Here is a 23,700-nt window from a genome sequence, read left to right as displayed (position 1 = left end):
GGGCGCAAAGGCGGGCTGGCGTCTGACATCAGAGGCAATCCGACAGTCGAGGGGTGGCACCTGTCACATAACAGATGATCAGTCGCGTAGCTGAAACACGACCTCCGGTATACGGATCAGAACCCGTAAAGTCGTGTCGGGTTATCAACGAGGATTTTGCTGATTTCCTCCCCATTGCGTGTCCATACACTGAGCAAATCCATCATGCCGGCGTCGTCTGGCATGGCCTGCCGTTTGGTCTGCAGGCTGGGATGAGGCCAGTCGGTTCCCCAGATCACTCGGTTTGGTGCAAGCTCGATCATGGTCTGGGCGAGTGACTTGATGTCCTCATAGGCTGGCCCACCTAATACTGAGTCCTGATACGCCCCCGAAATCTTGACCCAGGCTCGATCTTGGCTTACCAGCTCCACAATGAGCGCGTAGGCGGGGTGATCGATGCCAGCGGGATGCGGGATTCGACCAAAATGATCAAAAACGATCTGAACAGGCAGGTTGCTCAGTATTTCTTTCATGCCGAGCAACTCATCGGCACGCATGTGAATCTCCAGATGCCAGCCCAGATCTGCGATGCGGTGCGCCAATGGCTTGATCATCTCGGGGGTAGTGACACTTGCCACGCCCAGATTGAATCGAAGTCCACGAATTCCGGCCGCATCCAGCCTCTTCAATTCGGCAAGATCAACCTTGTCATCGACAACCGCAATGCCGCGTGACGATGAGCCAAGTTGTGCCAGGGCTGCTATCAGACAGCTATTGTCCGTGCCGTAGGACGAGGGCTGAATCGCTATGCTGCGACTCAGTCCCAGTCGGGAGCGTAGCTTCAAGTAGTCTGCAACACTTGCCGTTGGCAGATTTCGATCATCGACATAGGGGTAAGCCCTGTCATAGATATGATGATGGCAGTCGCACGCCAGGGGAGGTACTTTCAGAGCAGGAGAGCCAAAGCCTGCGCTGAAAGGGTAAGCCGTTTCAGCTCGCGTGAGTGGGGCGTGAGATCCAACTAGCCCAGCACCCGCAATCACCGTCATTGCTTTCACAAAGTCACGGCGATTCAGTTCTATACTGTTCATTTTTTATCCTTGTTATCAGTACGCTTCATTCCTGACATGGGCAAGCCCTCAGTGAGAGCTTGCCCATACCGACTAGCCCTGCACTTTTTTCCTCTGACTCGCTGTGCGCAGCCGAATGTTCAGCGCTTCGACGGCGAGAGAGAAGCCCATTGCGAAGTAGACGTATCCTTTCGGAATATGGAAGTCGAGTGACTCACCGATCAGCACGACACCCACGACAATCAAAAACGACAACGCCAGCATTTTCAGGCTCGGGTGTTTTTCGATGAAGTCGCTGATGGGCCCGGCCGCCAACATCATGAACAACACCGCAACGATGATGGCGGCAATCATGACTGGAACGTGAGCAACCATACCGACTGCCGTAATCACTGAGTCCAGCGAGAACACGATGTCGATAATTGCGATTTGAACGATGGTGCTGAGAAAGCCGCTACCCTTTTTGCCAGGCAATTCCGGGTCTTCGTCTGCTCCTTCTTCGGCTTGATAAATTTCGGTACTGCTTTTCCAGATCAGGAACAGGCCGCCGAAAAACAGGATGAGATCGCGACCTGATATGCCTTGCCCGAGTACATGGAACAGATCCGCCGTCAGTCTCATGATCCAAGTAATCGATAGCAGCAGCAGGATCCTTGTCACCATTGCGAGGGCAAGTCCGAAAATCCTCGTCTTGGGCTGCATCGACTTCGGCATGCGGCTCACCAGAATCGAGATCATGATGATGTTGTCGATACCCAGAACGATCTCCAGAACGGTCAAGGTAAAGAACGCGATCCAGATTTCTGGATTTGTAAGCCATTCCATAATGCGTATGTCTCTTGCAGGTACGTTAGAAAAAAGGGCGTCGGGCCCAAATCGGAAGAAAAAAAGGGCAGTCCGCATAGTGCTTATGCCCAGTGCTCAAATGAGCCAATGACCGTGTTTCAACATCGAAGACAGGGATAAAGACCAATAATATCGCCTGCCTGGTGATGTCCTGACGCCGCCAACCGGTCAATCAGTCGAGGAGCAGAGATTGGCCATGCATCTCTGCGGGAATAGCTAAGCTCCTGAGGTGCAACAGGGTAGGTGCCATGTCGCGCGCGTTGTGCAAACCCACGCCATCCAGAATAATCAGTGTGCGAACACTCATCGTTCAGCCACTCAGAAAATGTAATCGGTGGTCAGGAAGCTGGATTCCCGATTGCGGATAATCTCGCTGATGAGCGCCTTGTTGCTTTCCTGGAACTTGGTTGCAACCAGTGTGCGGATCGAAAATACCCGCAAGGCGTCGTCGACCGACAGGGTGCCTTCAGCCGAGTTTTTGCGACCATTGAACGGAAACGAGTCGGGACCGCGTTGGCATTGTGCATTCAAATTGATGCGGCCGACCTGGTTGGCGAAGGCGTCGACCAGTCGGCCAACCTGAGCGGCATCGGTGCCGAAAATGCTCAGTTGCTGACCAAAGTCTGAGTCCAGCACGTAGTCAATTACTGTCTGCAGATCACGGTAGGGCACGATTGGAACAACTGGGCCGAACTGTTCTTCCTGGTATACACGCATGTGCTCAGACACCGGGTAGAGCACGGCAGGGTAGAAAAACGACGCACGGGTGGATCCGCCGCCTTCGTTTACGACCTTCGCGCCTTTCGCTATAGCATCCTCAACCAGGCTGGTCAGGTAATCCGTCTTCCCCGGTTCCGGCAAGGGTGTCAGCGAAACACCGGCCTCCCAAGGCATGCCAGGTTTGAGCGCTGCCACTTTGCTGTTGAATTTTGAAACGAACGCGTCGACGACATCTTCATGAACGAACAGGATTTTCAGCGCAGTGCAACGTTGGCCATTGAACGACAAGGAGCCGGTCACTGCTTCGCTGACGGCGTTGTCCAGGTCGACTTGCGGCAGTACGATGCCTGGGTTCTTGGCGTCCAGACCCAAGACCGCGCGTAGGCGGTGAGGTTTTGGATGCAATTTTTTGAGCGCGCTCGCACCTTTGTTGGTGCCAATGAAAGCGAAAATATCGACCTTGCCGCTGGCCATCAGCGCGCTGACCGTTTCGCGCCCGCTGCCGTAGATTACGTTGATGACGCCAGCGGGGAAGCTGTCGCGGAATGCTTCCAGCAATGGGCGAATGAGCAAGACGCCGAATTTCGCGGGTTTGAATATGACTGTATTGCCCATGATCAACGCGGGAATCAACGTCGTGAACGTTTCATTGAGCGGATAGTTGTACGGCCCCATGCACAGTGTTACGCCCATTGGTACACGGCGAATCTGGCCCAGCGTATCTTGTTCCAGCTCAAATCGGCTTGAGCGTCGATCGAGCTTTTTCAGCGCATTGATAGTGTCGACGATGTAGTCACACGTGCGGTCAAACTCTTTCTCCGAATCCTTGAGATTTTTGCCGATTTCCCACATCAAGAGCTTCACTACCGCTTCTCGCTGAACGCGCATGCGGGCCAGAAAAGCTTCAACGTGCTGGATGCGTTCGGCAACACGCATCAAAGGCCACATACCGTGGCCGTTATCGTATGCTTTCACCGCTGCATCGAGGGCGACCAGTGCGGTTTCGGCGTCCAGTTGCGGGGTGCTACCCAGTACAACGGGCTCATCCCCGGCTTGTGTGCTCAGGAACACCGGGCTTCGGACAGGCGCCAAAGGGCCTTCCCAGATTTGCAAGGCGCCGTTGACCAGGTATTCACGCTGCTCAATGACTTCGCCGAGACGGTATTGTTCAGGGATGTCGGCGCCTTTAGGGAAGACGTGTTCGAGAAGACCTGCAGTGCTCATGCTGTACCTCCTGGATTTGCTCTTGCGGCATCACAGATGGAGGTGAACGAGGCTGCATCGAGAGACGCCCCACCTATCAAACCACCGTCAATGTCGGGCTGGGAGAAAATGGCTTGTGCGTTATCTGCTTTGACGCTACCGCCGTAGAGAATCTGAAGATTGATGGCTGCTTGCTCGTCGTAAACGCCAATCTTGCCCCTGATATGCCGGTGTACGGCTTGAGCTTGCTCCGGAGAGGCGGTTTCGCCGGTGCCAATTGCCCATACGGGTTCGTAAGCAATCACGCCGCGCGTCAGTTTCTCAATCCCTGCATGTTTGATAACCGCAGTTATTTGGGTTGTTACCACACCATTGGTGATTCCCGCGCGGCGTTCATCCAGTGTTTCTCCTACGCACAGCACAGGAATCAATCCATGATCTATCGCCGCTACAAACTTCTGCGCGACCGCTTCATCGGTCTCACCGAATAAAGCCCTGCGCTCGGAGTGGCCAACCAGCACGTAGCGGCAGCCGATGTCGCGGAGCATGGAAGCGCTGACCTCACCTGTGAATGCGCCGTGGGTCGTGGCACTCACATTTTGAGCGCCAAGCACGACATTGCTGTGTTGAAGATGTGCCGCGACCGATGCCAGATAGGGGAAAGGTGGGCAGATCACAACCTCAAGGTGGGCATCGTTTTTTTGGCCGGCGAGGACGGCTCTGAGGAGCACCTCATTTGTCTGCTGAGAGCCGTTCATTTTCCAGTTGCCAATGACAAGATTCGGCTTCATGGAACTCCTCCTATGCGTTGCGCTTGAGCAGGGGCTCGGCGCTGTAAGGTGCGGATACCTGAAGTGCTGCCTCGATACGAAGCAGACGATTATATTTGCCGACCCGGTCAGAGCGGCACAGGGAGCCAGTTTTGATCTGACCTGCGCAGGTCGCTACCGCAAGATCGGCGATGGTCGTATCTTCGGTCTCGCCTGAGCGATGAGAGATCACTGCGGTATAACCCGCGTCCTGCGCCATGCGGATGGCGTCCAGTGTCTCGCTGAGGCTGCCAATCTGGTTGAACTTGATCAGGATCGAGTTCGCGATGCCTTTCTCGATGCCCTCGCGAAGGATTGTGGTGTTGGTGACAAACAGATCGTCACCAACGAGTTGAACCCTTGAACCCAGTTTTTCAGTGAGTGCAGCCCAGCCGGCCCAGTCACTCTCGTCCATCCCGTCTTCAATCGAGATAATTGGATATTTGTCACACAACGAGGCCAGGTAGTCAGCAAAGCCTCCAGAGTCGAAAGATTTGCCCTCACCAGCCAGTACGTACTTGCCGCCCTTGTAGAATTCGGAGGCCGCGCAATCCAACGCCATCGTAATGTCTTTGCCCAGTTCGTAACCGGCACGTTCAACGGCTTCTTTGATGACCACCAGCGCTTCTTCGTTCGAACTCAGCGAAGGAGCGAAACCCCCTTCATCACCTACGGCAGTGCTAAGGCCGCGTTCTGTGAGCACTTGCTTGAGTGTGTGGAAGATTTCGGCACCCATACGCAGCGCTTCTTTGAACGAGGGCGCGCCGACCGGTTGAATCATGAACTCCTGAATGTCGACGTTATTATCAGCGTGTTCGCCACCATTGATGATATTCATCATGGGGACTGGCATGCTGAAGCGACCCGCCTGGCCGTATAGCGCAGCGAGGTGCTCGTAAAGGGGGATCGATTGGTACTCAGCAGCGGCTTTGGCAGTTGCCAAAGACACAGCCAGAACCGCGTTGGCGCCCAGATTGCTCTTGCTGTCTGTACCGTCGAGCTTGATCATCTGGGCATCAATTGCACGTTGGTTGAGAGCGTCCATGCCAATGATCTCATCGCGAATGGCGGTGTTCACATTGGCGACGGCTTTAAGAACGCCTTTGCCTTTATAGCGAGGGCCGCCATCACGCAGTTCCAGCGCTTCGCGAGATCCAGTAGAAGCACCCGACGGAACGCTTGCTGTTGCCTTGATACCGCCCGCTAGTGTCACCACGGCCTCAACGGTTGGGTTGCCGCGCGAGTCCAGGATTTCATGTGCAACGACATTTACGATCAGGCTTTTGTTAGTCATTTAAACGGTCACCTTGCAAAGGGGTGTCATGCTGGACGGCGATATCAACGCTTTGGCAGGCGTCATGAGCCAGCAACTCTTGCTGTTCGGCGTAATCGGCGCGGATGTCGAAGTCGCGTGGCCAGTTTTCAGACGCCTCACCGTTAGCGTTATTGATGTTGTGCATGGTTATCTTCCTCAGCGGATCGCTTCGCCGACTCGAACTACCCGCAGTGAGTTCGTCCCGCCTTGTGCGTTGGCGTAGTCACCTTTGGTAATCAATACGTGATCGCCATCGGTCACAACGCCCCGACGCACGAGCTCATCTACCGCTCGGTGATTGACTTCATCGTTGGGATAGTCGTCAGAGTCGAACGGGATCGTGGTGACGCCGCGAAACATCGTGACCCGATTCTGGGTTCGGGTGTTTCTCGAAAAGGCGAAGATGGGCAGGTGTGAGCGAATGCGCGACATCAGTCGAGGCGTATCGCCACTTTCAGTCATGCAGATGATCGCTTTGACACCGTGCAGGTGGTTGGCGGCGTACATGGCAGACATCGCGACCGATTCGTCAATCTTGTGAAAGACCTCATCGACGCGATGCTTGGAGCGGTGTGCGAGCGGATGCTTCTCTGCACCCATGATAACGCGATGCATGGCGACAACCGTTTCAACGGGGTAGGCGCCAGCCGCTGTCTCAGCGGAAAGCATGACAGCGTCTGTACCGTCCAGTACGGCGTTAGCCACATCGAAGACTTCCGCTCGGGTCGGCATCGATTGGGTGATCATGGTTTCCATCATTTGAGTTGCGGTGATCACAACGCGATTGAGTGCGCGAGCTCGATCGATGATCAGCTTTTGCACGGCCACCAGCTCGGCATCTCCGATTTCAACACCCAGATCCCCCCGTGCCACCATCACCGCTTCCGACGCTTCGATGATTGCATCCAGAATGCTCACATCATTGACCGTTTCTGCGCGCTCGATTTTGGCGACAAGTCCGCCTTCACCGCCAGCTTCATGTAGGAGCTGGCGAGCCAGGTGGATATCTGCTGCGTCTCGTGGGAAAGACACTGCGAGGTAGTCGACCTTCATGGTCGCTGCGGTTTTGATGTCGACGCGATCCTTCTCCGTTAACGCTGAAGCTGAAAGGCCGCCACCCTTGCGGTTGATGCCTTTGTTATTGGACAGGGGCCCGCCGACGATGACCTCACACTGAAGCTGAGTTCTTTCAACGCGCAGAACTTTAAGCTCGATCCGCCCATCGTCCAGTAGAAGGATGTCATCCGGGCGGCTGTCAGTGATCAGTGCCTCATAGTCGATCCCAACTCGATGCTGATCACCGGAATTTTTGTCCAGGGAGGCATCCAGGACGAACTGCTGCCCTTTCTCAATGACTACTTTGCCTTCTGCAAACCGAGCGATACGAATCTTCGGGCCCTGCAAGTCAGCCAGCACGGCCACAAAGCGACCATTTTCTGCAGCCAACTCTCGCACCAGAGTCGCCCGCGCAATGTGATCCTCAGCGTTTCCGTGAGAGAAATTCAGGCGCACCACATCAACACCTGCCTTGATCAGCCCCTCGATGGCCTCTCTGGTTTCGGTGGCTGGGCCGAGAGTGGCGACGATCTTGGTTCTTCTCTGCATTACGGGTTCCTTGAGGAATTTTATAGGTAATGGTGTGAAATAAACTTTTAAGCACAAATAGCCACCTTAGCATCCGGCAGCTAGCGGCGGGTGTTGTGCGTGCTAGCGAATGGGGAAGAGCAAATTTGAGCTCCAAGGTCAGCGTATATGGGGTGGTTCGGGCTAAAGCAATCCGGCTTTTAGCCGAATTCATAATATCTCGATGCAAAAAGATTCGCACATTGACGAACCAAAATGCAATATGATTTTATGCTTGGAGGATGCTGATTTCGCCTTCGAGGTAGCTGCAGGCTTCGAGATCACAACAAAAAGCGCGGCCTGAATTGCCAAGCGCACTCATTCTCAAACTCGGTAAACAAAGATGTGTAATCGACAAAGCGGTGGTGCTTGGCACCCACACAGGCTGAGCGTCAGACCGCTCGCGCATATGCGCCGGGCTTCTTCTCGTCATCTGAATGTAGGGCTGACGTCATGCTGTCAAGAAAAGTAGGGATTGCTCCCAGGGCGTTCATCGGATTTGCCGCCATTGCATTGCTGAGCGTATTTTTGGGGTTGTTTGCGCTCCACCAGATCCGAGATGTGCAGGAGCAGGCTGCCGACATTCAGGGCAACTGGATGCAGCGCGTGCGAGCGCTTGGGTCTTCAAACGCTTCGCTGAATCGCTATCGCATGGGCTCCATGCAGCACATCCTGTCGACCACTGATGGCGAGATGCAGTCCTATGAAGACAAAACTGCCGGGCGCTTGAAAAGCGTGCGCGAGCAGATGGAGATTTATGCGCAGTTGCTTACGACTGACGATGAGCGGATCCGTCTGGACGCCTTCAACCGCAGCTTGGAGGCCTACGCTGAAAATCATCTCGAACTGCTCAGGCTTTCTCGCTTGGGTGACAAGGCAGCAGCTCGCGCTTTCCTGATGACTATCCGCGACTCATACGACCTGATGACCAAAAACTTCGATGACTTGATTGATCGAGCGAATCAGGGGGCTGAACAGGCCGGTGATCATTCTGAGAGGGCATATGCTCATGCCGTCAAAGGCATTGTGCTGGTTATACTCCTGGTGGGCGTTGGCACCATCGGCGTAGCGTGGCTGCTCATAAGGAGCATCACTCGACCAATCGCCGAGGCTGTCCACGTGGCTGAAACGATCGCCAAAGGTGACCTCACCAAGCCAATCACCCCAGATGGCAACGATGAGGCCACTCGCTTGCTCACAGCGCTTGCGGTCATGCAAGACGGTCTTCTGGCGACGCTCAAGCAGATTACTGGCTCGTCCGCAAGACTGGCTTGCGCTGCCGAAGAGCTGAACGCGGTGACCGCCGAGGGCAGCCGAGATCTGCAACAGCAGCATGGTGAGATTGAGCAAGCCGCCACGGCTGTCACCGAGATGACGACGGCCATCGAGGAGGTGGCGAGAAACGCCTCATCGACTTCTGATCTTTCCCGGGCATCTCGTACCATTGCTGACAAGGGACAGCAACGGATGATGGAGGCTGTCACAGCTATTCAGGAGCTTACCTGTGGTATGCAGATGAGTTCCGAGCAGGTGGAAGGTCTTGCGGTTCAGGCCCAGCGCATCGGCAAGGTATTGGATGTAATTCGAACCATTGCCGAGCAGACAAATTTGCTCGCCCTCAACGCGGCCATCGAGGCCGCGCGTGCCGGTGAGGCAGGCAGAGGCTTTGCAGTCGTTGCCGACGAAGTACGGGCGCTGGCACACAGAACTGCGCAGTCTACGCGTGAGATCGAGCAAATGATTGGAGGCATTCAGTCTGGCACCGCCAGCGCCGTTAGCACCATGCAAAGCAGCAGTAGCATGACCCAGCAGACACTGGAACTCGCCGAATTGGCCAGGACAGCTCTTGCGGAAATCGTTGCCGCAAACGACGAGATCAACGATCGAAACCTCGTGATAACCTCGGCTGCGGAAGAGCAGGCACAGGTGGCGCGGTCAGTGGATCGAAATTTGCTCAACATCCGCGATCTCTCCATCCAATCGTCTGAGGGATCGCACCAGACAACGATCGCTTCTCAGTCGCTGGCAACCCTGGCCACTGAATTGAACTCGATGGTCAGGCACTTTCAGATCTGAAAAGGCTTCGGGAGCCGCTTGCTGGCCGTATACTTCGACGGCATCAGCCAAGCCAGCATCAGGCTCCCGGCACAGGTATTCAACGAGTTAGCGAGTCGAGAATGGCTTCAAGCGCTTTAGTCCAAAGAATCGTCGCAGAAATCCGCCAGAAAATTCAGGTCAGAGAACTCGAAGTGGGTGCGCACATGAGCGCCCAGAAAGTGGCTGATGAATTCAAGGTCTCGCGGTCTCCGGCCCGCGAGGCCCTGGTCACGCTTGCGAATGATGGCTATCTGGAGCAATTTGCCAACCGAGGTTTTTTTGTCCTTGAACGTTCCCACGAAGTCGTTGCGCTCAATGATGAGGTGCGGTCACTCGAAGAGCCCGAGGAGTATTACAAGCTTTCCGAGGATTGGCTGAACAATCTGATCCCTCAGGAAGTGACCGAGCAGTTCTTACGTAATCGATACGATCTGACCAAGGTGCAAGTGATCGATATGCTCAACCGGGCCGCCAAGGTGGGTTGGGTAGAGCCTAAGCCTGGATATGGCTGGCGCTTCCTCGACGTTGCGAAGACTCCAGAAACGCTGGAGCAAATTTACAAGGTCAGGTCGCTTATCGAGCCAGCAGCATTACTCGAACCGACCTACCAGCATGACATGGAAGTCCTGCGTCGACTGAAGAAGGAGCAGCAGGACATGCTGGACGGTGGCATAGATACGCTGCCGGCAGATGTGCTGCTTAAAAACGGTATCCGCTTTCATGAAGAGTTCATCAAGCTCTCCGGGAATCCGCTTTACCTGATGATCCTCAAACAGATGAACAACATGCGCCGTCTGCTGGAGTATCGCTCGATGATCGACCGCAAGCGTCTCTACAAGCAATGTGCCGAGCATATTCAGATGATCGAGCTGGTGGAGCAGGGCAACAACCTGGACGCGGCGCATCTGATGAAGCGTCACCTCAGTGGGTCGTTTGCTCGCAAGTCGCCGATACTCAAGTTGCGTGTTGAGGATCAGAACTCTGCCGAAAATGCCTGAACAGTGGTGCGGTGGGGCTCTTCGACGATTGTAGAGTCCTGCTTGCCCCAGCCTCTTACTCGGCGTTCCGTCCACGTGCCGTACTTTGCTTTACCCAACGGTTGTGAATCGGCTCTGCAAAGAGCATCACCACGATCAAGCGCATGATCTGCATCGCCGTCACCAATCCAACCGCCAAATGCAAAGCTTCTGCGGTGAGATACATCTCGGTGCTGCTGCCCGGCATCATGCCCAGCGCAAGTGTGGAGGTCGGTAGATCGATGATGTGGCTCAAGAGCCACGCTATCAGGACGGTAAAGCCAATCATCGACAGCGTGAAAGCGGCCACCTTCAGCAGGTAAGTCGGGGCTGATTTGAAGAACTGCCGGTCAAAATGGATACCCAACGCGCAGCCGATCATCAATTGCCCGTAATGACTCAGCTCTACCGGCAACGCTATCTGCAGATCGAACACCGCCGTACAGATCGCACACAGCGCCATGGGGCCGAACATCCAGGGATTTGGCCAGCCAAGGCGCTTCCAGGCTATGGCCACCAGTGCTCCTCCCACGAGCATCGGAGCCAGCCAGCGCCAATCTGTGGGCAACCTGGCATAGGACGCGTTGGGCAAAACGTGCGCTAGATAAAACATGGTGGGCGGCACGCATAGAACGATCAGTACCAACCTGACGCTGTGTGCTGCGGCGATTTTTCCTACGTCAGCCTCATGCCGGATTCCCAATTGGATCATTTCTGCAAAATTCGCTGGCATGAATGCGAAATAGGCCGTAGTCAGATCCATTCCACGGCGATGCATGAACCTGATACCTACCAGTGCTATCCCTAGTGTAAGAAAGGCAACAAGCAGCATCATGGGAAAGCGTTGGATGATCTCGTCCAGCACCAGCGCAGTGAAATGCAGGCCGATGGATGTTGCGATCATCCACTGCCCGGAAATTCTTCCTTTCGGTATCTCGCTGACATGCCAGCCGATGCAGCGCACCAGGATGATGGCCAGCATCGAGCCGATGATCCACGGCAGCGGCCAATGCAACCAGGTCGCAAGCATTGCACCACCTATCCCTACGACGGGCGTTCCCCACCATGTGCTAAATCCCTTGAGAAATAATTTCATCACGCAAAATCGCGGCGGTCAGCGAACACCATACAGACCGGGCTGCCTGTTTCCACAATTTGTTCTGTCTGGCTCAGGCGCCCAGTTGCGCGATCGACCGAGAATGTGACGATGGTGTCGGTATCCTCGTTCGCCGCATACAGGAACTGGCCCGACGGACTTAACGCAAAGAAGCGCGGCGTCCGACCGCCAGTAGGGAATGCCTCGATAAAGCTGAGCAACCCGTTCTGCTGGTTGATAGAGAACAGCGCAATGCTGTCGTAACCCCGATTGGAGGCGTACAGAAACAGACCCGCCTTATCCACTTCAATCTCGGCAGCCCGGCTGGTGCCGACGAAGCTTTCTGGCAGTGATGAGAGCACCTGTAATGCAGTCAGCCCCCCCGTTGCATTGTCGAACTCGTAAGTGGTGACGGTCGAATCCAGTTCGTTGATAGCGTAGGCACGTGGCAGGGTCGGGTGGAATGCAATATGCCGTGGCCCGGCACCTTCACGGCTGACCACATAGGGCACGCGGGCCGGTTTGAATGTACCGCCGGTGGAATCGAATTCGAAGCTGAAAATTCTGTCCAGCCCTTTGTCCGGAACGATGACAAAGCGCCCACTCGGGTCAAATGGATTGAAATGGGGCTTGGCACTGTTTTGTTCTATACGATGCGGCCCTATGGGCCCTTCCATCATCGTGCATTGAACAAGCTCGCCTAGTTTTCCGTCTGTCTGGATCGTGATAACTGCGAGCGAGCCGCTTGAATGGTTGCTGACCACCAGAAACCGGTTTTCGGGGTCAATAGCCAGGTGAACCGGGTTGAGGCCTCCCGTTGTGACCGTGTTCAGCAACGACAAAGCCCCATCATGATCGATGGCGAACGCGCTGGCTTCGTCGCGATCCCCATGGACGCAGTACAGAAAATGCTGGTTATGGCTCAATGTCAGGAAGGATGGATTGGTCAGCCCGTCCAGGAGCTGAATGTGGGCAAGTGATCCTGTGGCCTGATCAACCTGGTAAACATTGATGCCATCCCCGCGAGCGTTTCTTTCTCGCGTTGTGCGGCACCCAACGTATGCGTACATACACAGCTCCGAGTTGAAAATCAGACGATCAAACTCACGTTTGATGCCGCTAATACAAGCACGCCATCTTCGTCGGCGACGACCAGGTCACCAGGCTGAACGGTAATGTTGGCGAGTGTGATCGCGATCCCACAAAGACCCTGACCTTGTCGGTTGGAGCCTTTGGGTACAACCCCGAGAGCCCGAACACCAATGTGCATCGCAGCAATCGCTTTGACATCGCGTAAACACCCATTGATGACGATACCTTCCCAGCCGTTGTCGATCGCCGTCTGAGCGCTCATGTCACCGAACACGGCGCAGCGCTCGCTGCCGCCTGCATCAATTACCAGAACTTTGCCACGGCCGTCTGTGGCAATGGTTTCCTTGATTCTTGAGCTGTCTTCGTAGCACTTGATCGTGACCGCCTCACCCCTGAACTGATGCCGCCCACCAAAATTTTCAAAACTCGGCGGCAGAAACTGAGCGAGGTCTTTCAACTGATCACAGATGTCGGTGGTGTTCATACGTAGCTCCCTTTAGATGTTGTTGTGTTGGCAACGACTTTTCTAACCACGTAAGGAAGAATGCCGCCTTGGCGCAGGTACAGAATTTCCTGGCTTGAATCTATCTTCAGGACGAATTCGAACAGGTGTTGCTGACCATTTCGAGTGATGAGTAACTGGATGGGGTTGATCCCAACGGTCAAGCTATCGAGTCCATTCAAATCAAACTGCTCTGATCCGTCGAGCGAGAGGTCGGCAGCGCACTGGCCTGCTTTGAATTCGATCGGGAACACACCCATGCCAATCAGGTTACTGCGGTGGATTCGCTCGAAGCTTCGAGCCACCACCGCTTTGACCCCCAGGGTCGCCTGAGCCTTTGCCGCCCAGTCTCTGCTTGACCCCGCGCCGTAGTTGAAGCCTGCGAATATCAGCAGTGGGATTTTGTTTTCGACATACGTCAGCGCCGCGTCATAAACGCGCATGGTTTCGCCGGCGACGTTTTTTGCCCAGCCGCCTGCTGCAGGCTGTTCGACCAGCAATTGATTCTTCACTGCACGGTTCACGAAAGCTCCACGCATCATCACTTCGTGGTTGCTGCGTCGAGTCGAATATTGGTTCAGATCATCTGCTGCCTCTCCACGATCAAGTAGCCATTGCCCGGCCTGGCTTTCGCTTGGGATAGCGCTTGCCGGAGAGATGTGGTCGGTGGTGACGTTATCGCCCAGCACCATTAGAGGGCGAGCGCCTGTGATGCTCAGCGATTCGGCGGGCAGGGCGCTGACGCCTTGAAGATAGATAGGGCGGCGCAGGTAGGTGGATGCCGGATCCCATGGAAACTGGACACTGCCAACCGCTGACAGTTGTTGCCAATGATGAGTGCCGTTCCAGAGTGTCGCGTTGCGTCTGCGAAACAGCTCCGGCAATACCGTGCGCTCGACCAATGCGTTCACCTCATCGTCACGCGGCATCAGCTCATGTAGAAATACATCGTTACCATCAGCATCTTTGCCCAATGGCTGATGCTGGATATCAGTGTTGATCGTGCCCGCTATTGCATAGGCGACCACCAGTGCGGGCGATGCCAGGTAACCGATCTGGACTTTCGGATTGACCCGCCCTTCAAAGTTGCGGTTTCCAGAAAGCACTACGACGGTCTTGAGTCCCTCATCGGCGAACGTTTCCATGTGCGGTTCCAGCTTGCCGGAGTTACCAATACAGGTCATGCAGCCAAAGCCAGCCAGATCGAATCCCAGCGCTGAGAAATCAGCCATCAAATCTGCGTTTTCGAGGTAGTCGGCGACCACCTGCGAGCCAGGTGACAAAGACGTTTTTACCCAGGGTTTGCGCTGCAAGCCACGAGCCCGAGCATTACGTGCAAACAGCCCAGCCTGAATCATCTGGCTGGGGTTGGCAGTATTTGTGCAACTGGTAATAGCGGCGATCGAGATCACGCCATGGCTTACAGCTTCGCCAAAAGATGGCTCGAAGAAAGTGACGTTCTCGTCGGCGCTAGTTGCTATCAGATCGGCACCTTCACCCATGATGTCCTGGCGGAATGAGAGCGCGGCATCTGAGAGTTTGCGCCATTGATGCGGCTGATGCGGGCCTGCAACGCTTAGCTCGATAGCGTTCAGGTCTAGCTCGATCACTTCCGTGAATTGCGGCTCAGGATTGCTGTCATGACGCCATAGCGTTTGAAGAGGCAGGTAAGCGTTGATTTTTTCCAGAGTGTCATCGTCGCGTCCGGTCAGACGCATGTATTGCATCGTCGTATCGTCGAACGGGAAAAATACCACCGTGGCACCGTACTCCGGCGCCATGTTGGAAAGCGTTCCGCGAGCAGCCCAGCTCAACCCTGATAGTCCGGGCCCGCAGAACTCGACGAATTTACCGACCACGCCCCGCGCGCGCAGGATTTGGGTGACGCGCAGTGCCAGGTCAGTGGCAGTGACACCTGGGCGCAAGCGGTTGGTCAGCCGGATGCCGATGACCTCGGGGAAGCTGATAGGAACAGGTTCTCCGAGCATGGCTGCCTGGCCCTCAAGTCCGCCGACGCCCCAACCGAGAATACCGATCGCGTTGATCATGGGTGTGTGGCTATCGGTCGCGACCATGTCATCAGGGTGCAGCAATGGCTCACCATCAGTAGAGCAGCTTTCCCAAACTACCTTGCCCAGCGATTCCATGTTCACTTGGTGGATGATGCCGGTGCCAGGTGGCACTACCTTGAAGTTGTCCAGGCTCTCCTGTGCCCATTTGATGAAGCGATAGCGCTCAGAGTTTCGACGGTAGTCGATGTCCAGATTGCGCTCCACCGAATCTGCCTCTGCATAGCTTTCCACGATGACGGAGTGATCAATGGTCAGCACCGCAGGGATCATCGGATTCATCGTGGCCGACGTTCCCCCCATCTCAGTCACCATATCTCGCATCCCGGCAAAGTCTGCCAACGCCGGGAGGCATGTGGTGTCGTGAAACATCAGACGATTCGGAAAAAAAGGCACTTCGCAGTCGGATCGTTGAGTCTCCAGGCACTCCAGGAAGTCAGGCAACGAATCTGGAGAGCACCGTGCAACGTTCTCCAGCAAAATCCGCAGCGAATAGGGCAGGGCGACAAGTTTTTCCGGCAAGACGACTTTTTTGAGATCAACAAAGGCGTATTCGCGCTCACCTATGTGGAGATGATTGAGAAACCGTGGGTCGATGGCTGAAATCATATGGCCTGCATGGGTGTTCGTGAGTCGGAGAGGTGTATGACACCCTTTGATACAGTGATCTTAAGCAACGACTCCCTTTGCGAAAATTGATGCTTCAAGAAGAAAGCGTTCTCCTCATGTGAACGTTAAGCGGTCAGGTGCCCCACAAATGCTTTTACTGTGGGCGCCAATGCTTCGAAGTTCCGTGACACGATGTTCAATTGCCGGTGCGCCCAAGGTTCTTCCAGGGTGATGGCATGCAGGTGAAGGGGCTTGAGATAGCGCCTCAGAACGTTACGGGGAAGAATACAAATGCCCAGATTTGCCGAGGCCATTTGGCACATGCATTCAAAACTGGTGACGCGAATTCGTTGGCGAACTGATGTCCCAAGCTTGCTGGCATGCTCAGAGAGCAGGTTATGGACAGAGCTTTCTTGATGGGGGCCAATAAACTCGTACGACAATGTTCGTTCAAACCTTACACCGGTGAACTCAGCCAACGGGTGCGTCTCGGACACCGCGACAACAAGTTCATCGGTACGGTAGGCAATCGATTCGAGCCCCATCGCAGGTGTCTGCTCCGCGATGATCCCAAGATCAGCTCGGCCATCAGCCACAGCTCTCACGATGGCGGCACCGACCCGTTCCTCAATGTCGAACTTGATCTCTGGATAACTGTTCAGGAACCGACCGATATCCAGGGTCAGGTGCTGCGCCAGTGCGGAAGTGATGGCATGCAGCCGAACATGACCTTTTGTTCCTGAGCCGTATTCACCGAGCTCGGAATCCATTTTTCCCAGTGTTTCCATCAGCTGTAAGGTGTAGTGCCTGAGCGACTGTCCCGCCGGGGTCAGCTCCATCCCGCGTGGGTACCTTACAAACAAACTGGCCCCGACCTTGGCTTCCAGCTCACTGATTCGTTTGCTGACAGCAGAAGTCGCAAGGTGGCAGCGTTCAGCTGCCCTGGTAAGGTTTCTCTGCTCAGCAACTGCCATGAATATTTCCAGGCTCAGCAGGTCGTGGCGCATTTGTCTTCTCGCTTAGCGCTGTGGGTACCGCCGTTGCAGATCTGCGATCTGCTGAGGTGTCAGCGTCTTGAATTTATGTTGGAAAATCAGCAGAAATAGCTGCGCGGTAGCTTCGAGCTCCTCGGTAGCATCCACGGCGGCGCTCAAGTCAGAGCCCGCCACCACTGGCCCGTGATGCGCCAATAGCATTGCATGGTGCTTTCCTGAGAACGAACGCACAGCGTCAGCCAACGCCGGATCACCTGGTGCGTAGTACGGAACGAGCGGAAGCTTGCCTACGCGCATTGCGTAATACGCAGTGATCGCCGGCAGCAGATCTTCTGGATCAAGCCCGTCCAGCACCGAAACGGCAACTGAGTGTGTCGAGTGCAGATGGACCACAGCACCACTTGTGGGTCGCTCTTCATACATAGCCAGGTGCAAGAGAGCCTCTTTGGATGGCTTGTCGCCGCTGATATGGCGACCGCTCCAATCGAGCTTGGACAATCGCGCGGGATCTAGCCTGCCTAACGACGATCCTGTTGGCGTCAGAAGCCAGCCATCGTCGACCCGTGCACTGATGTTGCCTGTGCCACCGTGGGTCAGTCCCCGGTCGTACATTGATTTGCCAAGCAGCACTATTTCTTCGCGAAGTTTGGTCTCGCTCATTGCACTTGTCCCAATGCTTTCTCGAAGAAATCGACGGTACCGAAATTACCCGACTTCAGCGCCAAGGCGATCGGTACATCTCTCAAGCCTACTGTCCACGGCACGCCAGGATCGATTGGCGCCCCAATGCGGAGCGCTTCTAGATCAAGCGCCTTCACGACTGCTCCCGAAGTTTCACCCCCAGCGACGACAAGCTTTCTGACGCCCAGGTCAACCAGACCAATCGCGATACGTGAAAGCGCGTCCTCGACGATCTGTCCCGCTGCTTCGACGCCGAGCAGGTCTTGAGCCGCTTTCACGGTATCGGGCTTGGCGCTGCCGTAAATCAGTACGGGTTCGGTCTGAACAATGCTTTCAGCCCACTCCAACGCTTGTTTCACCTGATCTTCGCCTTTGGCAAGCGAAAGTGGGTCGATCTGAAAGCTCGGTCTTGTAGACTGCCAATGCGCGACTTGAGCATTTGTGGCAACTGAACAACTGCCGGACAGCACCGCACTGAGACCACCAACAGGCGGCAGCGCAGAGGCGGCGTCTTTGCCGATCAAAAGGCCCTTGCGACCAAAGTTGCCAGGCAAGCCCATCGCAATCCCGGAACCCCCGGTGACCAATTGGTGATCCTCAATGACGACAGCAATTGCCCGTAGATCATCATCGGTCAATGCGTCGACGATAGCGTAGGAACACCCCGAATCCTTGAGCTGCGCCATGGTTTTCTTGAGCAAGCCGTTGCCTCTTGTCAAGGCGCTGTAAGGCACGAGTCCTACTTTCTTGCGGGTCTGCTGCTGAAGCACATTGACCAGATTCGAATCTGTCATGGGCGTCAGTGGGTGATGACGCATGCCTGACTCGCTCAGCAGTACGTCGCCTACGAACAGATGCCCTTGATAGACCGTGCGTTTGTTGTCAGGGAAGGCTGGGCAAGCGATGGCGAAGTCGATGCCCAGAGACGCCATCATCGCGTCGGCTACCGGGCCGATGTTACCTTTCGGAGTGGAATCAAACGTCGAGCAGTATTTGAAAAAATATTGACTACACCCGATCTTTTTAAGCCACTCCAAGGCCTCCAGCGATTCACTGACCGCTTCATCTGCCGGCAATGTGCGGGTCTTAAGTGCTACAACCACCGCGTCAATGTCATCCGGGATGGGCTCTTTGGGAATGCCGATGACCTGCAGTGTGCGCATGCCGCCGCGCACCAGTGTACTGGCAAGATCGGTGCCACCGGTAAAGTCGTCGGCGATGCAGCCCAGCAACAATTTAGTCACTGCTAATCCTCCCGCTCCAACCATAGTGATCAGTGCTCGCGATGATTGGATGTTGAATTCTTGTTGGTGTGGAAATGCCCGATAGAGCAAAAAGGAGCAACGCGACTGCGTTGCTCCTTTTTCAATTAGCCCAGGATGACCTTGGCTACTTCTTCACCGAACGCTTTGGTGCCCAGCTTACCGCCCAGATCAGGGGTACGTTTTTCCGGGCTTTCCAGAACAACGTCGATAGCACGATCCATCTCGGCAGCAGCAGCCACCAGGTTGGAATTGTTGCGCTGCTCACCCATCCACTGTAGCAACATGGCCACGGAAAGGATCATCGATACCGGGTTGGCGATGTCCTTGCCTGCGATGTCCGGTGCCGAACCGTGTTGGGCCTGAGCTGCGCAGTGCACGTCACTGGCCATGATCGAACCGGCCAGGCCGAGGCTACCAGACAGCTCACTGGCCAGGTCACTGATGATGTCGCCGTAGAAGTTGGTCGCAACCAAGACGTCGAAGCGCTCTGGGCTACGTACCAGGTGAGCAGTGGAGGCGTCCACCAGCAAATCATCCAGCTGAACTTCAGGGAAGTCCTTGGCCACGTGACGCACAGCCTCCAGGAAAAGGCCGTCAGTCATATGGAAGCTGTTTGCTTTGTGGATTGCTGTCACTTTCTTGTTGCGTTTCATCGCCAGTTCGAAAGCGCGGCGTGCAATACGCTCGCTGCAGTGACGAGTGATTTTACGGGTCGACAATGCCATGTCCGGGCTAGGCATGACTTCGCCCCAGCCACGGCTCATGTTGCGGTCTGGATAGAAGCCTTCGGTGGCTTCACGCATGATCACCAGATCCATGGTCTTGCCTTCCTTCATGTTCGAAGTCAGGAAAGGGCGGGTGCGTGCGGGGCGGACGTTAGCGTAGAGATCGAGACCGATACGGAAGCCAGCGGATACGTTACGGCCGCCTTTTTCAGGAACCGGGTAATCGGCGTGAGATTGAGTGCCCAGGATGATGCCGTCGTATGTCTTGGCCTTTTCCAAAATCTCGTCGCGTAGGGTAGTCCCGTGCTTTTCAAGGCTTTTGAAGCCAACGTCGTCATAGTCGAACGTCAGACCCAGGCTAAATTTTCTGTTGACTGCATGAAGGACGGACATCGAGGACTCGACGATTTCCGGGCCGATACCATCGCAGGGAAGAACAAGAATACGCATCACCATCTCCTAACTTTTTATTGGAAGCTGAGGCAGGCCGTGGGGTTGCCCGAAAATTTTATGTACCGCGTACAGACGAAATACAATAGCGTCAAGACGGTTGCCTGACCTTTACCGTCTGGCGACTGAATCGTATTTTCGATGTCCAGTCGTCAAAATTGCGTCTCGACAGATTGCATTTTATTGCATCAATATCCAGATTGTGCAACCTTTGTTTTTACAAATTGCTTTCACCCCAGGAACGTGGAGTGTTTATGTCTTTCAAAACGACTGATCTATGTGATGATTTTGGCGACAAGGCGCGGGTACTGACACCGTTATTCCAGGATCTGGGTGCCAGAAGGGATTTCACTGGAGAGGCGGTGACCGTCAAATGCTTTGAAGACAATTCACGCATCAAGGAGCTAAGCGCAGAGCCTGGTGTGGGGAAAGTTCTGGTGGTGGACGGCGGGGCGAGCGATCGCTGCGCGCTGTTGGGGGACATCATCGCTGAGGACTTGGTGAAGAATGGTTGGGCTGGGGTGCTTATCTACGGCTACGTTCGTGATCGGGCCGTGCTTGAAAAGCTCCCTATTGCGATCAAAGCCCTGGGGGTGTCACCGCGCAAGTCGGTCAAGCGTTCCGAAGGGCAAGTAGGCGATTGCGTGACCTTTGCAGGGCAGACGATTGCCAATGGCGATCGTCTCTATGGGGACGACGACGGCGTGATAATTCTCAACGAGCCTGTTCCTGCCAGCTAAGTCGACACTGAGTCGCCGATGATTTTCTGTTGATCAAGCTCATCCTGCGCTTCTTTGGCTGTCTTGAGGCGGCCTACGATGTCCAAGTGGGTGCGCAGGAAATCAGCGGCTTCGAAGCGACGGCCCGACTGAATGAGATCGAGCAAATGAATATGCTCCTGGCATTGATTGATCAGTCGCGTCCTGTCGACGTTGGCTTTGTAGCCCATAAAGCGCCGCAGTTGGTTCTGGCGCCGGATGGCTTCCAGAAAAAAAGTATTGCCCGAGCAGCGGACTATCAGCTCATGCAGTTGCGCACCAATCTGGAAAAGCTGAGAGCGGGAAAGGATAAAAATATCGCCGTCCAGCAACTCTTGCTGAACTTGTCTGGCCTTGGCAAACGCCGCCTCGTCGACCTTGTATCCCGGCTCAAGAATCGCTGCAGGCTCGATCGCCATGCGAAACCTGTAGCTTTGGATGTGAGCGTTAGAGTCATGGAGGAAGTTGTTGATCTCCCAGCCCTGGCCTGGCTTGCGTTCGATCATGGCTTCGTTGGCCAGTCGATTCAGCACTTTGATGAGTTGTCCGCGAGGCACCTCATATCGACGGATCAGTTCTGCTTCGAAAAAAGTAGTAGGAACGTCACCGCGAAGCACGTCGTCAACGACACGCAGGTAAAAATCTTCGAAAGGATCTGCATCCGGAAGCTTGTCACTGATGTCGATTGCGCTGGCATCGCAGGTCAGGTAATAGCCGCGATTGGGCTCTTTCGTTGCCAGGCCGAGCTCCTCAAGCAGTGCAAACCCCCTTCTTATGGGGGAGCGCGAAACACCAAGCTCTTTGGCAAAGGCTTCTTCGCGCAACGGCTCGCCAGCGCGCATGGAGCGTGCCCGGGCCATGTCAATGATCTTTGGGGCCAATTGCTCGGCGAGATCTTTTTTTATCATCGGCTTCATCAAGAGTAAGTGCGCCTGAACGGTACGTTGCGGAATGCAATTGCATTTGCACTTCGTTTCATCGAAATACCATACCAACCGTTGCTTGTTACGGCATCCGCTTCGCACGAAATTTCCGTATCAAGAACGAAGACAGAGATTTTCCATGACAGCCAAACGTATTTTTCTCATCCACGCCACCTCAGTGGCTATTGAGCCGATCAACCAGGCGTTCGCTAAATTGTGGCCTGAGGCTCAATTGACAAACCTGCTGGATGATTCGCTTTCCCAAGATCTGGCCGTCGCTGGGCGTGTTACTGATGAGCTGAAGCAGCGCTTTCTATCACTCGCGCACTATGCCGTCGGCGCAAGGGCAGATGGGATTTTGTTTACCTGCTCGGCCTTTAGTGAAGCCATTGACCTGTGCAAAAGCGAGCTGTCCATACCCGTCCTCAAGCCCAACGAGGCGATGATTGACGAGGCTATCTCGCACGGCTCTCGAATTGCCATCGTGGCGACATTCCCTCCGGCTATCAAGTCCATGGCTGAAGAATTCATGCAGGCGGCCAGCGCAGCGGCGCAGCCCCTTGATCTGACACATTTTACCTGCCCAGAGGCGTTGGAAGTGTTGCGCTCCGGCAACGCAGAGCTTCACGACCAGATGATTGCTGAGCTCGTGGGTCGTATCGAGGAGCAGGATCTTGTGTGCTTTGCGCAATTCTCGATGGTGACAGCGGCAGATGCGGCCAAGAAAACATCTCAACTGAACATTCTCACCACCCCCGACAGTGCGGTCCTCAAGCTTCGCGCTTGCCTGAAAGTCTGAACACTCTATTTCCACCTGTCAGAGGCTTTGCAAAATGCTCAATTTCAACGCGCACCTGGGATTCCAGTTTACGGAAAAGCCTTTTCTCAAACGTTTCGAGGCCGCTGCCTCGGCAGGGTTTCGGGCGGTTGAGTTTCCCACACCCTACGATTATGAAGCGTCACTCATCTCGGAGTTGTTGAACGAGCATCAATTGAAGATGGTGCAGTTTGCGGCGCCTGTGGGCTTGACGAAGGGGTTGGCTGCAGCGACTTCGCGTGATTCTGAGTTCAGGACGGGCTTAGCCACGGCAGCGGAGTACGCGAGCCAGTTGGGTTGCACCCAGATCCACCTGATGTCGGGTACTAGAATTACCGGCGAACTGAGCACCGATAGCCAGACTTATCTGGGGAATTTGCGGTATGCCGTTGATTATTTCGCTGATCAAGGCATCACCTGCCTCATCGAGGTCATCAGTGCCACTGAGATGCCTGGCTACTATCTATGCGACTTCGATTTGGCGTCACCTGTGCTGGACGCTATCCCTGAGCTGGGCCTGATCATGGATCTGTATCACGCCCATTTGGTGACGGGGGATGGCTTGGGTGTTTTGAAAGCCCGGATCGACCGCGTTAAGCACATCCAGGTTGCCGACTGGCCGGGTAGGCACGAACCCGGTACCGGCGACTTGAAATTCGCCGAAGTCTTCAAGTTTCTTGGAGATAGTGGCTTTGAGGGTTGGATCGGGTGCGAATATCGCCCGCTAATCGCGACCAATGAGGGGCTGGGGTGGTTGAACAAGTGGGGTGTACTGCCTAAAAGTGGCCTGCGTTCTCTTGAAGAGAACAGCTTTTAAGTGGGCTCAAATGCAAAATGGCAATTTGACCGGAAATTAGCGTGACACAGGTGTGTTTGGGCCGATGTATTGGCCGGTCAGCGTGATTGACAACCCAAAACCTGGGATAGAGCGCGGCATCCTTGAACTGAAACGTTGCCTTTTTACGAATTGTACCCCATTGCGTTGCAAAACAATGCCGGCTCACGTTTAGTAGAGTCATTGGCCCATCGGTCCATTGGCC

Annotated in this window: 21 protein-coding genes; 5 read left to right on the top strand and 16 right to left on the bottom strand. The window is 54.9% G+C overall.

The genetic code is table 11. The features are described 5' to 3' along the window. Window positions 1–116: 116 nt before the first annotated feature. The 7 genes from QMX89_RS11320 to pyk form a co-directional block, all read right to left on the bottom strand. The gene (locus QMX89_RS11320) at window positions 117–1,070 is read right to left on the bottom strand and encodes an amidohydrolase family protein (RefSeq protein ID WP_282348223.1); all 954 of its coding nucleotides are present in this window, start codon (window positions 1,068–1,070) and stop codon (window positions 117–119) included. 72 nt (window positions 1,071–1,142) lie between these two features. Then, complete coding sequence (locus QMX89_RS11315) at window positions 1,143–1,874, bottom strand: TerC family protein (protein WP_282348221.1); 732 nt, start codon at window positions 1,872–1,874, stop codon at window positions 1,143–1,145. Between the two features lie 339 nt (window positions 1,875–2,213). Continuing rightward, window positions 2,214–3,839 (bottom strand): NADP-dependent glyceraldehyde-3-phosphate dehydrogenase, encoded by a 1,626-nt coding sequence (locus QMX89_RS11310; RefSeq protein WP_282348220.1) that lies wholly within the window; start codon window positions 3,837–3,839, stop codon window positions 2,214–2,216. Beyond that, window positions 3,836–4,609, bottom strand: a complete 774-nt coding sequence (tpiA, locus tag QMX89_RS11305) for a triose-phosphate isomerase (protein ID WP_282348219.1) — start codon at window positions 4,607–4,609, stop codon at window positions 3,836–3,838. The genes QMX89_RS11310 and tpiA overlap by 4 nt, the downstream gene beginning before the upstream one ends. A 10-nt stretch (window positions 4,610–4,619) precedes the next feature. Further along, the gene (gene eno, locus QMX89_RS11300; RefSeq protein WP_282348218.1) at window positions 4,620–5,921 is read right to left on the bottom strand and encodes a phosphopyruvate hydratase; all 1,302 of its coding nucleotides are present in this window, start codon (window positions 5,919–5,921) and stop codon (window positions 4,620–4,622) included. Further along, window positions 5,914–6,087 carry a hypothetical protein gene (locus QMX89_RS11295; RefSeq protein ID WP_282348217.1) on the bottom strand — a complete coding sequence of 58 codons (174 nt, stop codon included), beginning with the start codon at window positions 6,085–6,087 and terminating at the stop codon, window positions 5,914–5,916. The genes eno and QMX89_RS11295 overlap by 8 nt, the downstream gene beginning before the upstream one ends. Before the next feature lie 11 nt (window positions 6,088–6,098). Beyond that, window positions 6,099–7,547 carry a pyruvate kinase gene (gene pyk / locus QMX89_RS11290; protein WP_282348216.1) on the bottom strand — a complete coding sequence of 483 codons (1,449 nt, stop codon included), beginning with the start codon at window positions 7,545–7,547 and terminating at the stop codon, window positions 6,099–6,101. Between the two features lie 471 nt (window positions 7,548–8,018). On the opposite strand from pyk, the gene QMX89_RS11285 reads away from it, so the two are divergent. Both QMX89_RS11285 and QMX89_RS11280 read left to right on the top strand, forming a co-directional pair. Continuing rightward, entirely contained in the window at window positions 8,019–9,641 is a 1,623-nt protein-coding gene (locus QMX89_RS11285) for a methyl-accepting chemotaxis protein (protein WP_282348214.1), read from the top strand. Between the two features lie 101 nt (window positions 9,642–9,742). Then, on the top strand, window positions 9,743–10,660 hold the full coding sequence (locus QMX89_RS11280; RefSeq protein WP_282348213.1) for a GntR family transcriptional regulator: 918 nt from the start codon (window positions 9,743–9,745) through the stop codon (window positions 10,658–10,660). A 55-nt stretch (window positions 10,661–10,715) separates the two neighbouring features. On the opposite strand, the gene QMX89_RS11275 is transcribed toward QMX89_RS11280, so the two are convergent. From QMX89_RS11275 to QMX89_RS11240, 8 genes are all read right to left on the bottom strand, one after another. After that, window positions 10,716–11,774: an AbrB family transcriptional regulator gene (locus QMX89_RS11275; protein ID WP_282348211.1), complete on the bottom strand. Its 1,059-nt coding sequence runs from the start codon at window positions 11,772–11,774 to the stop codon at window positions 10,716–10,718. Then, window positions 11,774–12,844, bottom strand: coding sequence for a lactonase family protein (locus QMX89_RS11270; RefSeq protein ID WP_282348210.1), 1,071 nt, complete (start codon window positions 12,842–12,844; stop codon window positions 11,774–11,776). Before QMX89_RS11270 ends, QMX89_RS11275 begins: the two co-directional genes overlap by 1 nt. A gap of 20 nt (window positions 12,845–12,864) precedes the next feature. After that, a complete protein-coding gene (gene rraA / locus QMX89_RS11265) occupies window positions 12,865–13,350 on the bottom strand; it encodes a ribonuclease E activity regulator RraA (protein WP_282348209.1) in 486 nt (161 codons plus the stop codon). Next, a complete protein-coding gene (gene acnA / locus QMX89_RS11260) occupies window positions 13,347–16,046 on the bottom strand; it encodes an aconitate hydratase AcnA (RefSeq protein WP_282348208.1) in 2,700 nt (899 codons plus the stop codon). The genes rraA (QMX89_RS11265) and acnA overlap by 4 nt, the downstream gene beginning before the upstream one ends. Window positions 16,047–16,171: 125 nt before the next feature. Further along, window positions 16,172–17,053: a LysR family transcriptional regulator gene (locus QMX89_RS11255; protein ID WP_282348207.1), complete on the bottom strand. Its 882-nt coding sequence runs from the start codon at window positions 17,051–17,053 to the stop codon at window positions 16,172–16,174. A gap of 12 nt (window positions 17,054–17,065) precedes the next feature. Continuing rightward, a complete protein-coding gene (gene otnC, locus QMX89_RS11250; protein WP_282348206.1) occupies window positions 17,066–17,701 on the bottom strand; it encodes a 3-oxo-tetronate 4-phosphate decarboxylase in 636 nt (211 codons plus the stop codon). Next, entirely contained in the window at window positions 17,698–18,966 is a 1,269-nt protein-coding gene (gene otnK / locus QMX89_RS11245; protein WP_282348205.1) for a 3-oxo-tetronate kinase, read from the bottom strand. Before otnK ends, otnC begins: the two co-directional genes overlap by 4 nt. Window positions 18,967–19,091: 125 nt before the next feature. Further along, a complete protein-coding gene (locus QMX89_RS11240; RefSeq protein WP_282348204.1) occupies window positions 19,092–20,162 on the bottom strand; it encodes an isocitrate/isopropylmalate dehydrogenase family protein in 1,071 nt (356 codons plus the stop codon). Window positions 20,163–20,416: 254 nt separating this feature from the next. Between QMX89_RS11240 and rraA (QMX89_RS11235) the strand changes: the two genes are divergently transcribed. Beyond that, the gene (gene rraA / locus QMX89_RS11235) at window positions 20,417–20,902 is read left to right on the top strand and encodes a ribonuclease E activity regulator RraA (RefSeq protein ID WP_282348203.1); all 486 of its coding nucleotides are present in this window, start codon (window positions 20,417–20,419) and stop codon (window positions 20,900–20,902) included. On the opposite strand, the gene QMX89_RS11230 is transcribed toward rraA (QMX89_RS11235), so the two are convergent. Then, window positions 20,899–21,828, bottom strand: a complete 930-nt coding sequence (locus QMX89_RS11230; protein ID WP_282348255.1) for a GntR family transcriptional regulator — start codon at window positions 21,826–21,828, stop codon at window positions 20,899–20,901. The two genes, rraA (QMX89_RS11235) and QMX89_RS11230, sit on opposite strands and share 4 nt — an antisense overlap. 154 nt (window positions 21,829–21,982) lie before the next feature. Here QMX89_RS11230 and QMX89_RS11225 point away from each other — a divergent pair, with 154 nt between their 5' ends. Together QMX89_RS11225 and QMX89_RS11220 are read left to right on the top strand one after the other, a co-directional pair. Next, the gene (locus tag QMX89_RS11225; protein ID WP_282348202.1) at window positions 21,983–22,642 is read left to right on the top strand and encodes an aspartate/glutamate racemase family protein; all 660 of its coding nucleotides are present in this window, start codon (window positions 21,983–21,985) and stop codon (window positions 22,640–22,642) included. A 34-nt stretch (window positions 22,643–22,676) separates the two neighbouring features. Next, window positions 22,677–23,477 carry a TIM barrel protein gene (locus QMX89_RS11220; RefSeq protein ID WP_282348201.1) on the top strand — a complete coding sequence of 267 codons (801 nt, stop codon included), beginning with the start codon at window positions 22,677–22,679 and terminating at the stop codon, window positions 23,475–23,477. The last annotated feature ends 223 nt before the right edge of the window (window positions 23,478–23,700 follow it).

The organism is Pseudomonas sp. PS01301 (assembly GCF_029960215.1).
GTDB lineage: Bacteria > Pseudomonadota > Gammaproteobacteria > Pseudomonadales > Pseudomonadaceae > Aquipseudomonas > Aquipseudomonas coleopterorum.
Note: the sequence above shows the minus strand (reverse complement) of the source record. Positions and strands in the feature narration are given on the sequence as shown.

Excerpts from the sequence above, each read along its gene's own strand:
- rraA (WP_282348203.1), top strand. The coding sequence starts at position 20,417 with ATGTCTTTCAAAACGACTGATCTATGTGATGATTTTGGCGACAAGGCG.
- QMX89_RS11220 (WP_282348201.1), top strand. The coding sequence starts at position 22,677 with ATGCTCAATTTCAACGCGCACCTGGGATTCCAGTTTACGGAAAAGCCT.
- QMX89_RS11255 (WP_282348207.1), bottom strand. The coding sequence starts at position 17,053 with ATGCGCCACGACCTGCTGAGCCTGGAAATATTCATGGCAGTTGCTGAG.
- QMX89_RS11320 (WP_282348223.1), bottom strand. The coding sequence starts at position 1,070 with ATGAACAGTATAGAACTGAATCGCCGTGACTTTGTGAAAGCAATGACG.
- eno (WP_282348218.1), bottom strand. The coding sequence starts at position 5,921 with ATGACTAACAAAAGCCTGATCGTAAATGTCGTTGCACATGAAATCCTG.
- QMX89_RS11230 (WP_282348255.1), bottom strand. The coding sequence starts at position 21,828 with ATGATAAAAAAAGATCTCGCCGAGCAATTGGCCCCAAAGATCATTGAC.
- otnC (WP_282348206.1), bottom strand. The coding sequence starts at position 17,701 with ATGAGCGAGACCAAACTTCGCGAAGAAATAGTGCTGCTTGGCAAATCA.
- acnA (WP_282348208.1), bottom strand. The coding sequence starts at position 16,046 with ATGATTTCAGCCATCGACCCACGGTTTCTCAATCATCTCCACATAGGT.
- QMX89_RS11240 (WP_282348204.1), bottom strand. The coding sequence starts at position 20,162 with ATGCGTATTCTTGTTCTTCCCTGCGATGGTATCGGCCCGGAAATCGTC.
- QMX89_RS11280 (WP_282348213.1), top strand. The coding sequence starts at position 9,743 with ATGGCTTCAAGCGCTTTAGTCCAAAGAATCGTCGCAGAAATCCGCCAG.
- QMX89_RS11285 (WP_282348214.1), top strand. The coding sequence starts at position 8,019 with ATGCTGTCAAGAAAAGTAGGGATTGCTCCCAGGGCGTTCATCGGATTT.
- QMX89_RS11275 (WP_282348211.1), bottom strand. The coding sequence starts at position 11,774 with ATGAAATTATTTCTCAAGGGATTTAGCACATGGTGGGGAACGCCCGTC.
- pyk (WP_282348216.1), bottom strand. The coding sequence starts at position 7,547 with ATGCAGAGAAGAACCAAGATCGTCGCCACTCTCGGCCCAGCCACCGAA.
- tpiA (WP_282348219.1), bottom strand. The coding sequence starts at position 4,609 with ATGAAGCCGAATCTTGTCATTGGCAACTGGAAAATGAACGGCTCTCAG.
- QMX89_RS11315 (WP_282348221.1), bottom strand. The coding sequence starts at position 1,874 with ATGGAATGGCTTACAAATCCAGAAATCTGGATCGCGTTCTTTACCTTG.
- rraA (WP_282348209.1), bottom strand. The coding sequence starts at position 13,350 with ATGAACACCACCGACATCTGTGATCAGTTGAAAGACCTCGCTCAGTTT.
- QMX89_RS11225 (WP_282348202.1), top strand. The coding sequence starts at position 21,983 with ATGACAGCCAAACGTATTTTTCTCATCCACGCCACCTCAGTGGCTATT.
- QMX89_RS11295 (WP_282348217.1), bottom strand. The coding sequence starts at position 6,087 with ATGCACAACATCAATAACGCTAACGGTGAGGCGTCTGAAAACTGGCCA.
- QMX89_RS11270 (WP_282348210.1), bottom strand. The coding sequence starts at position 12,844 with ATGTACGCATACGTTGGGTGCCGCACAACGCGAGAAAGAAACGCTCGC.
- QMX89_RS11310 (WP_282348220.1), bottom strand. The coding sequence starts at position 3,839 with ATGAGCACTGCAGGTCTTCTCGAACACGTCTTCCCTAAAGGCGCCGAC.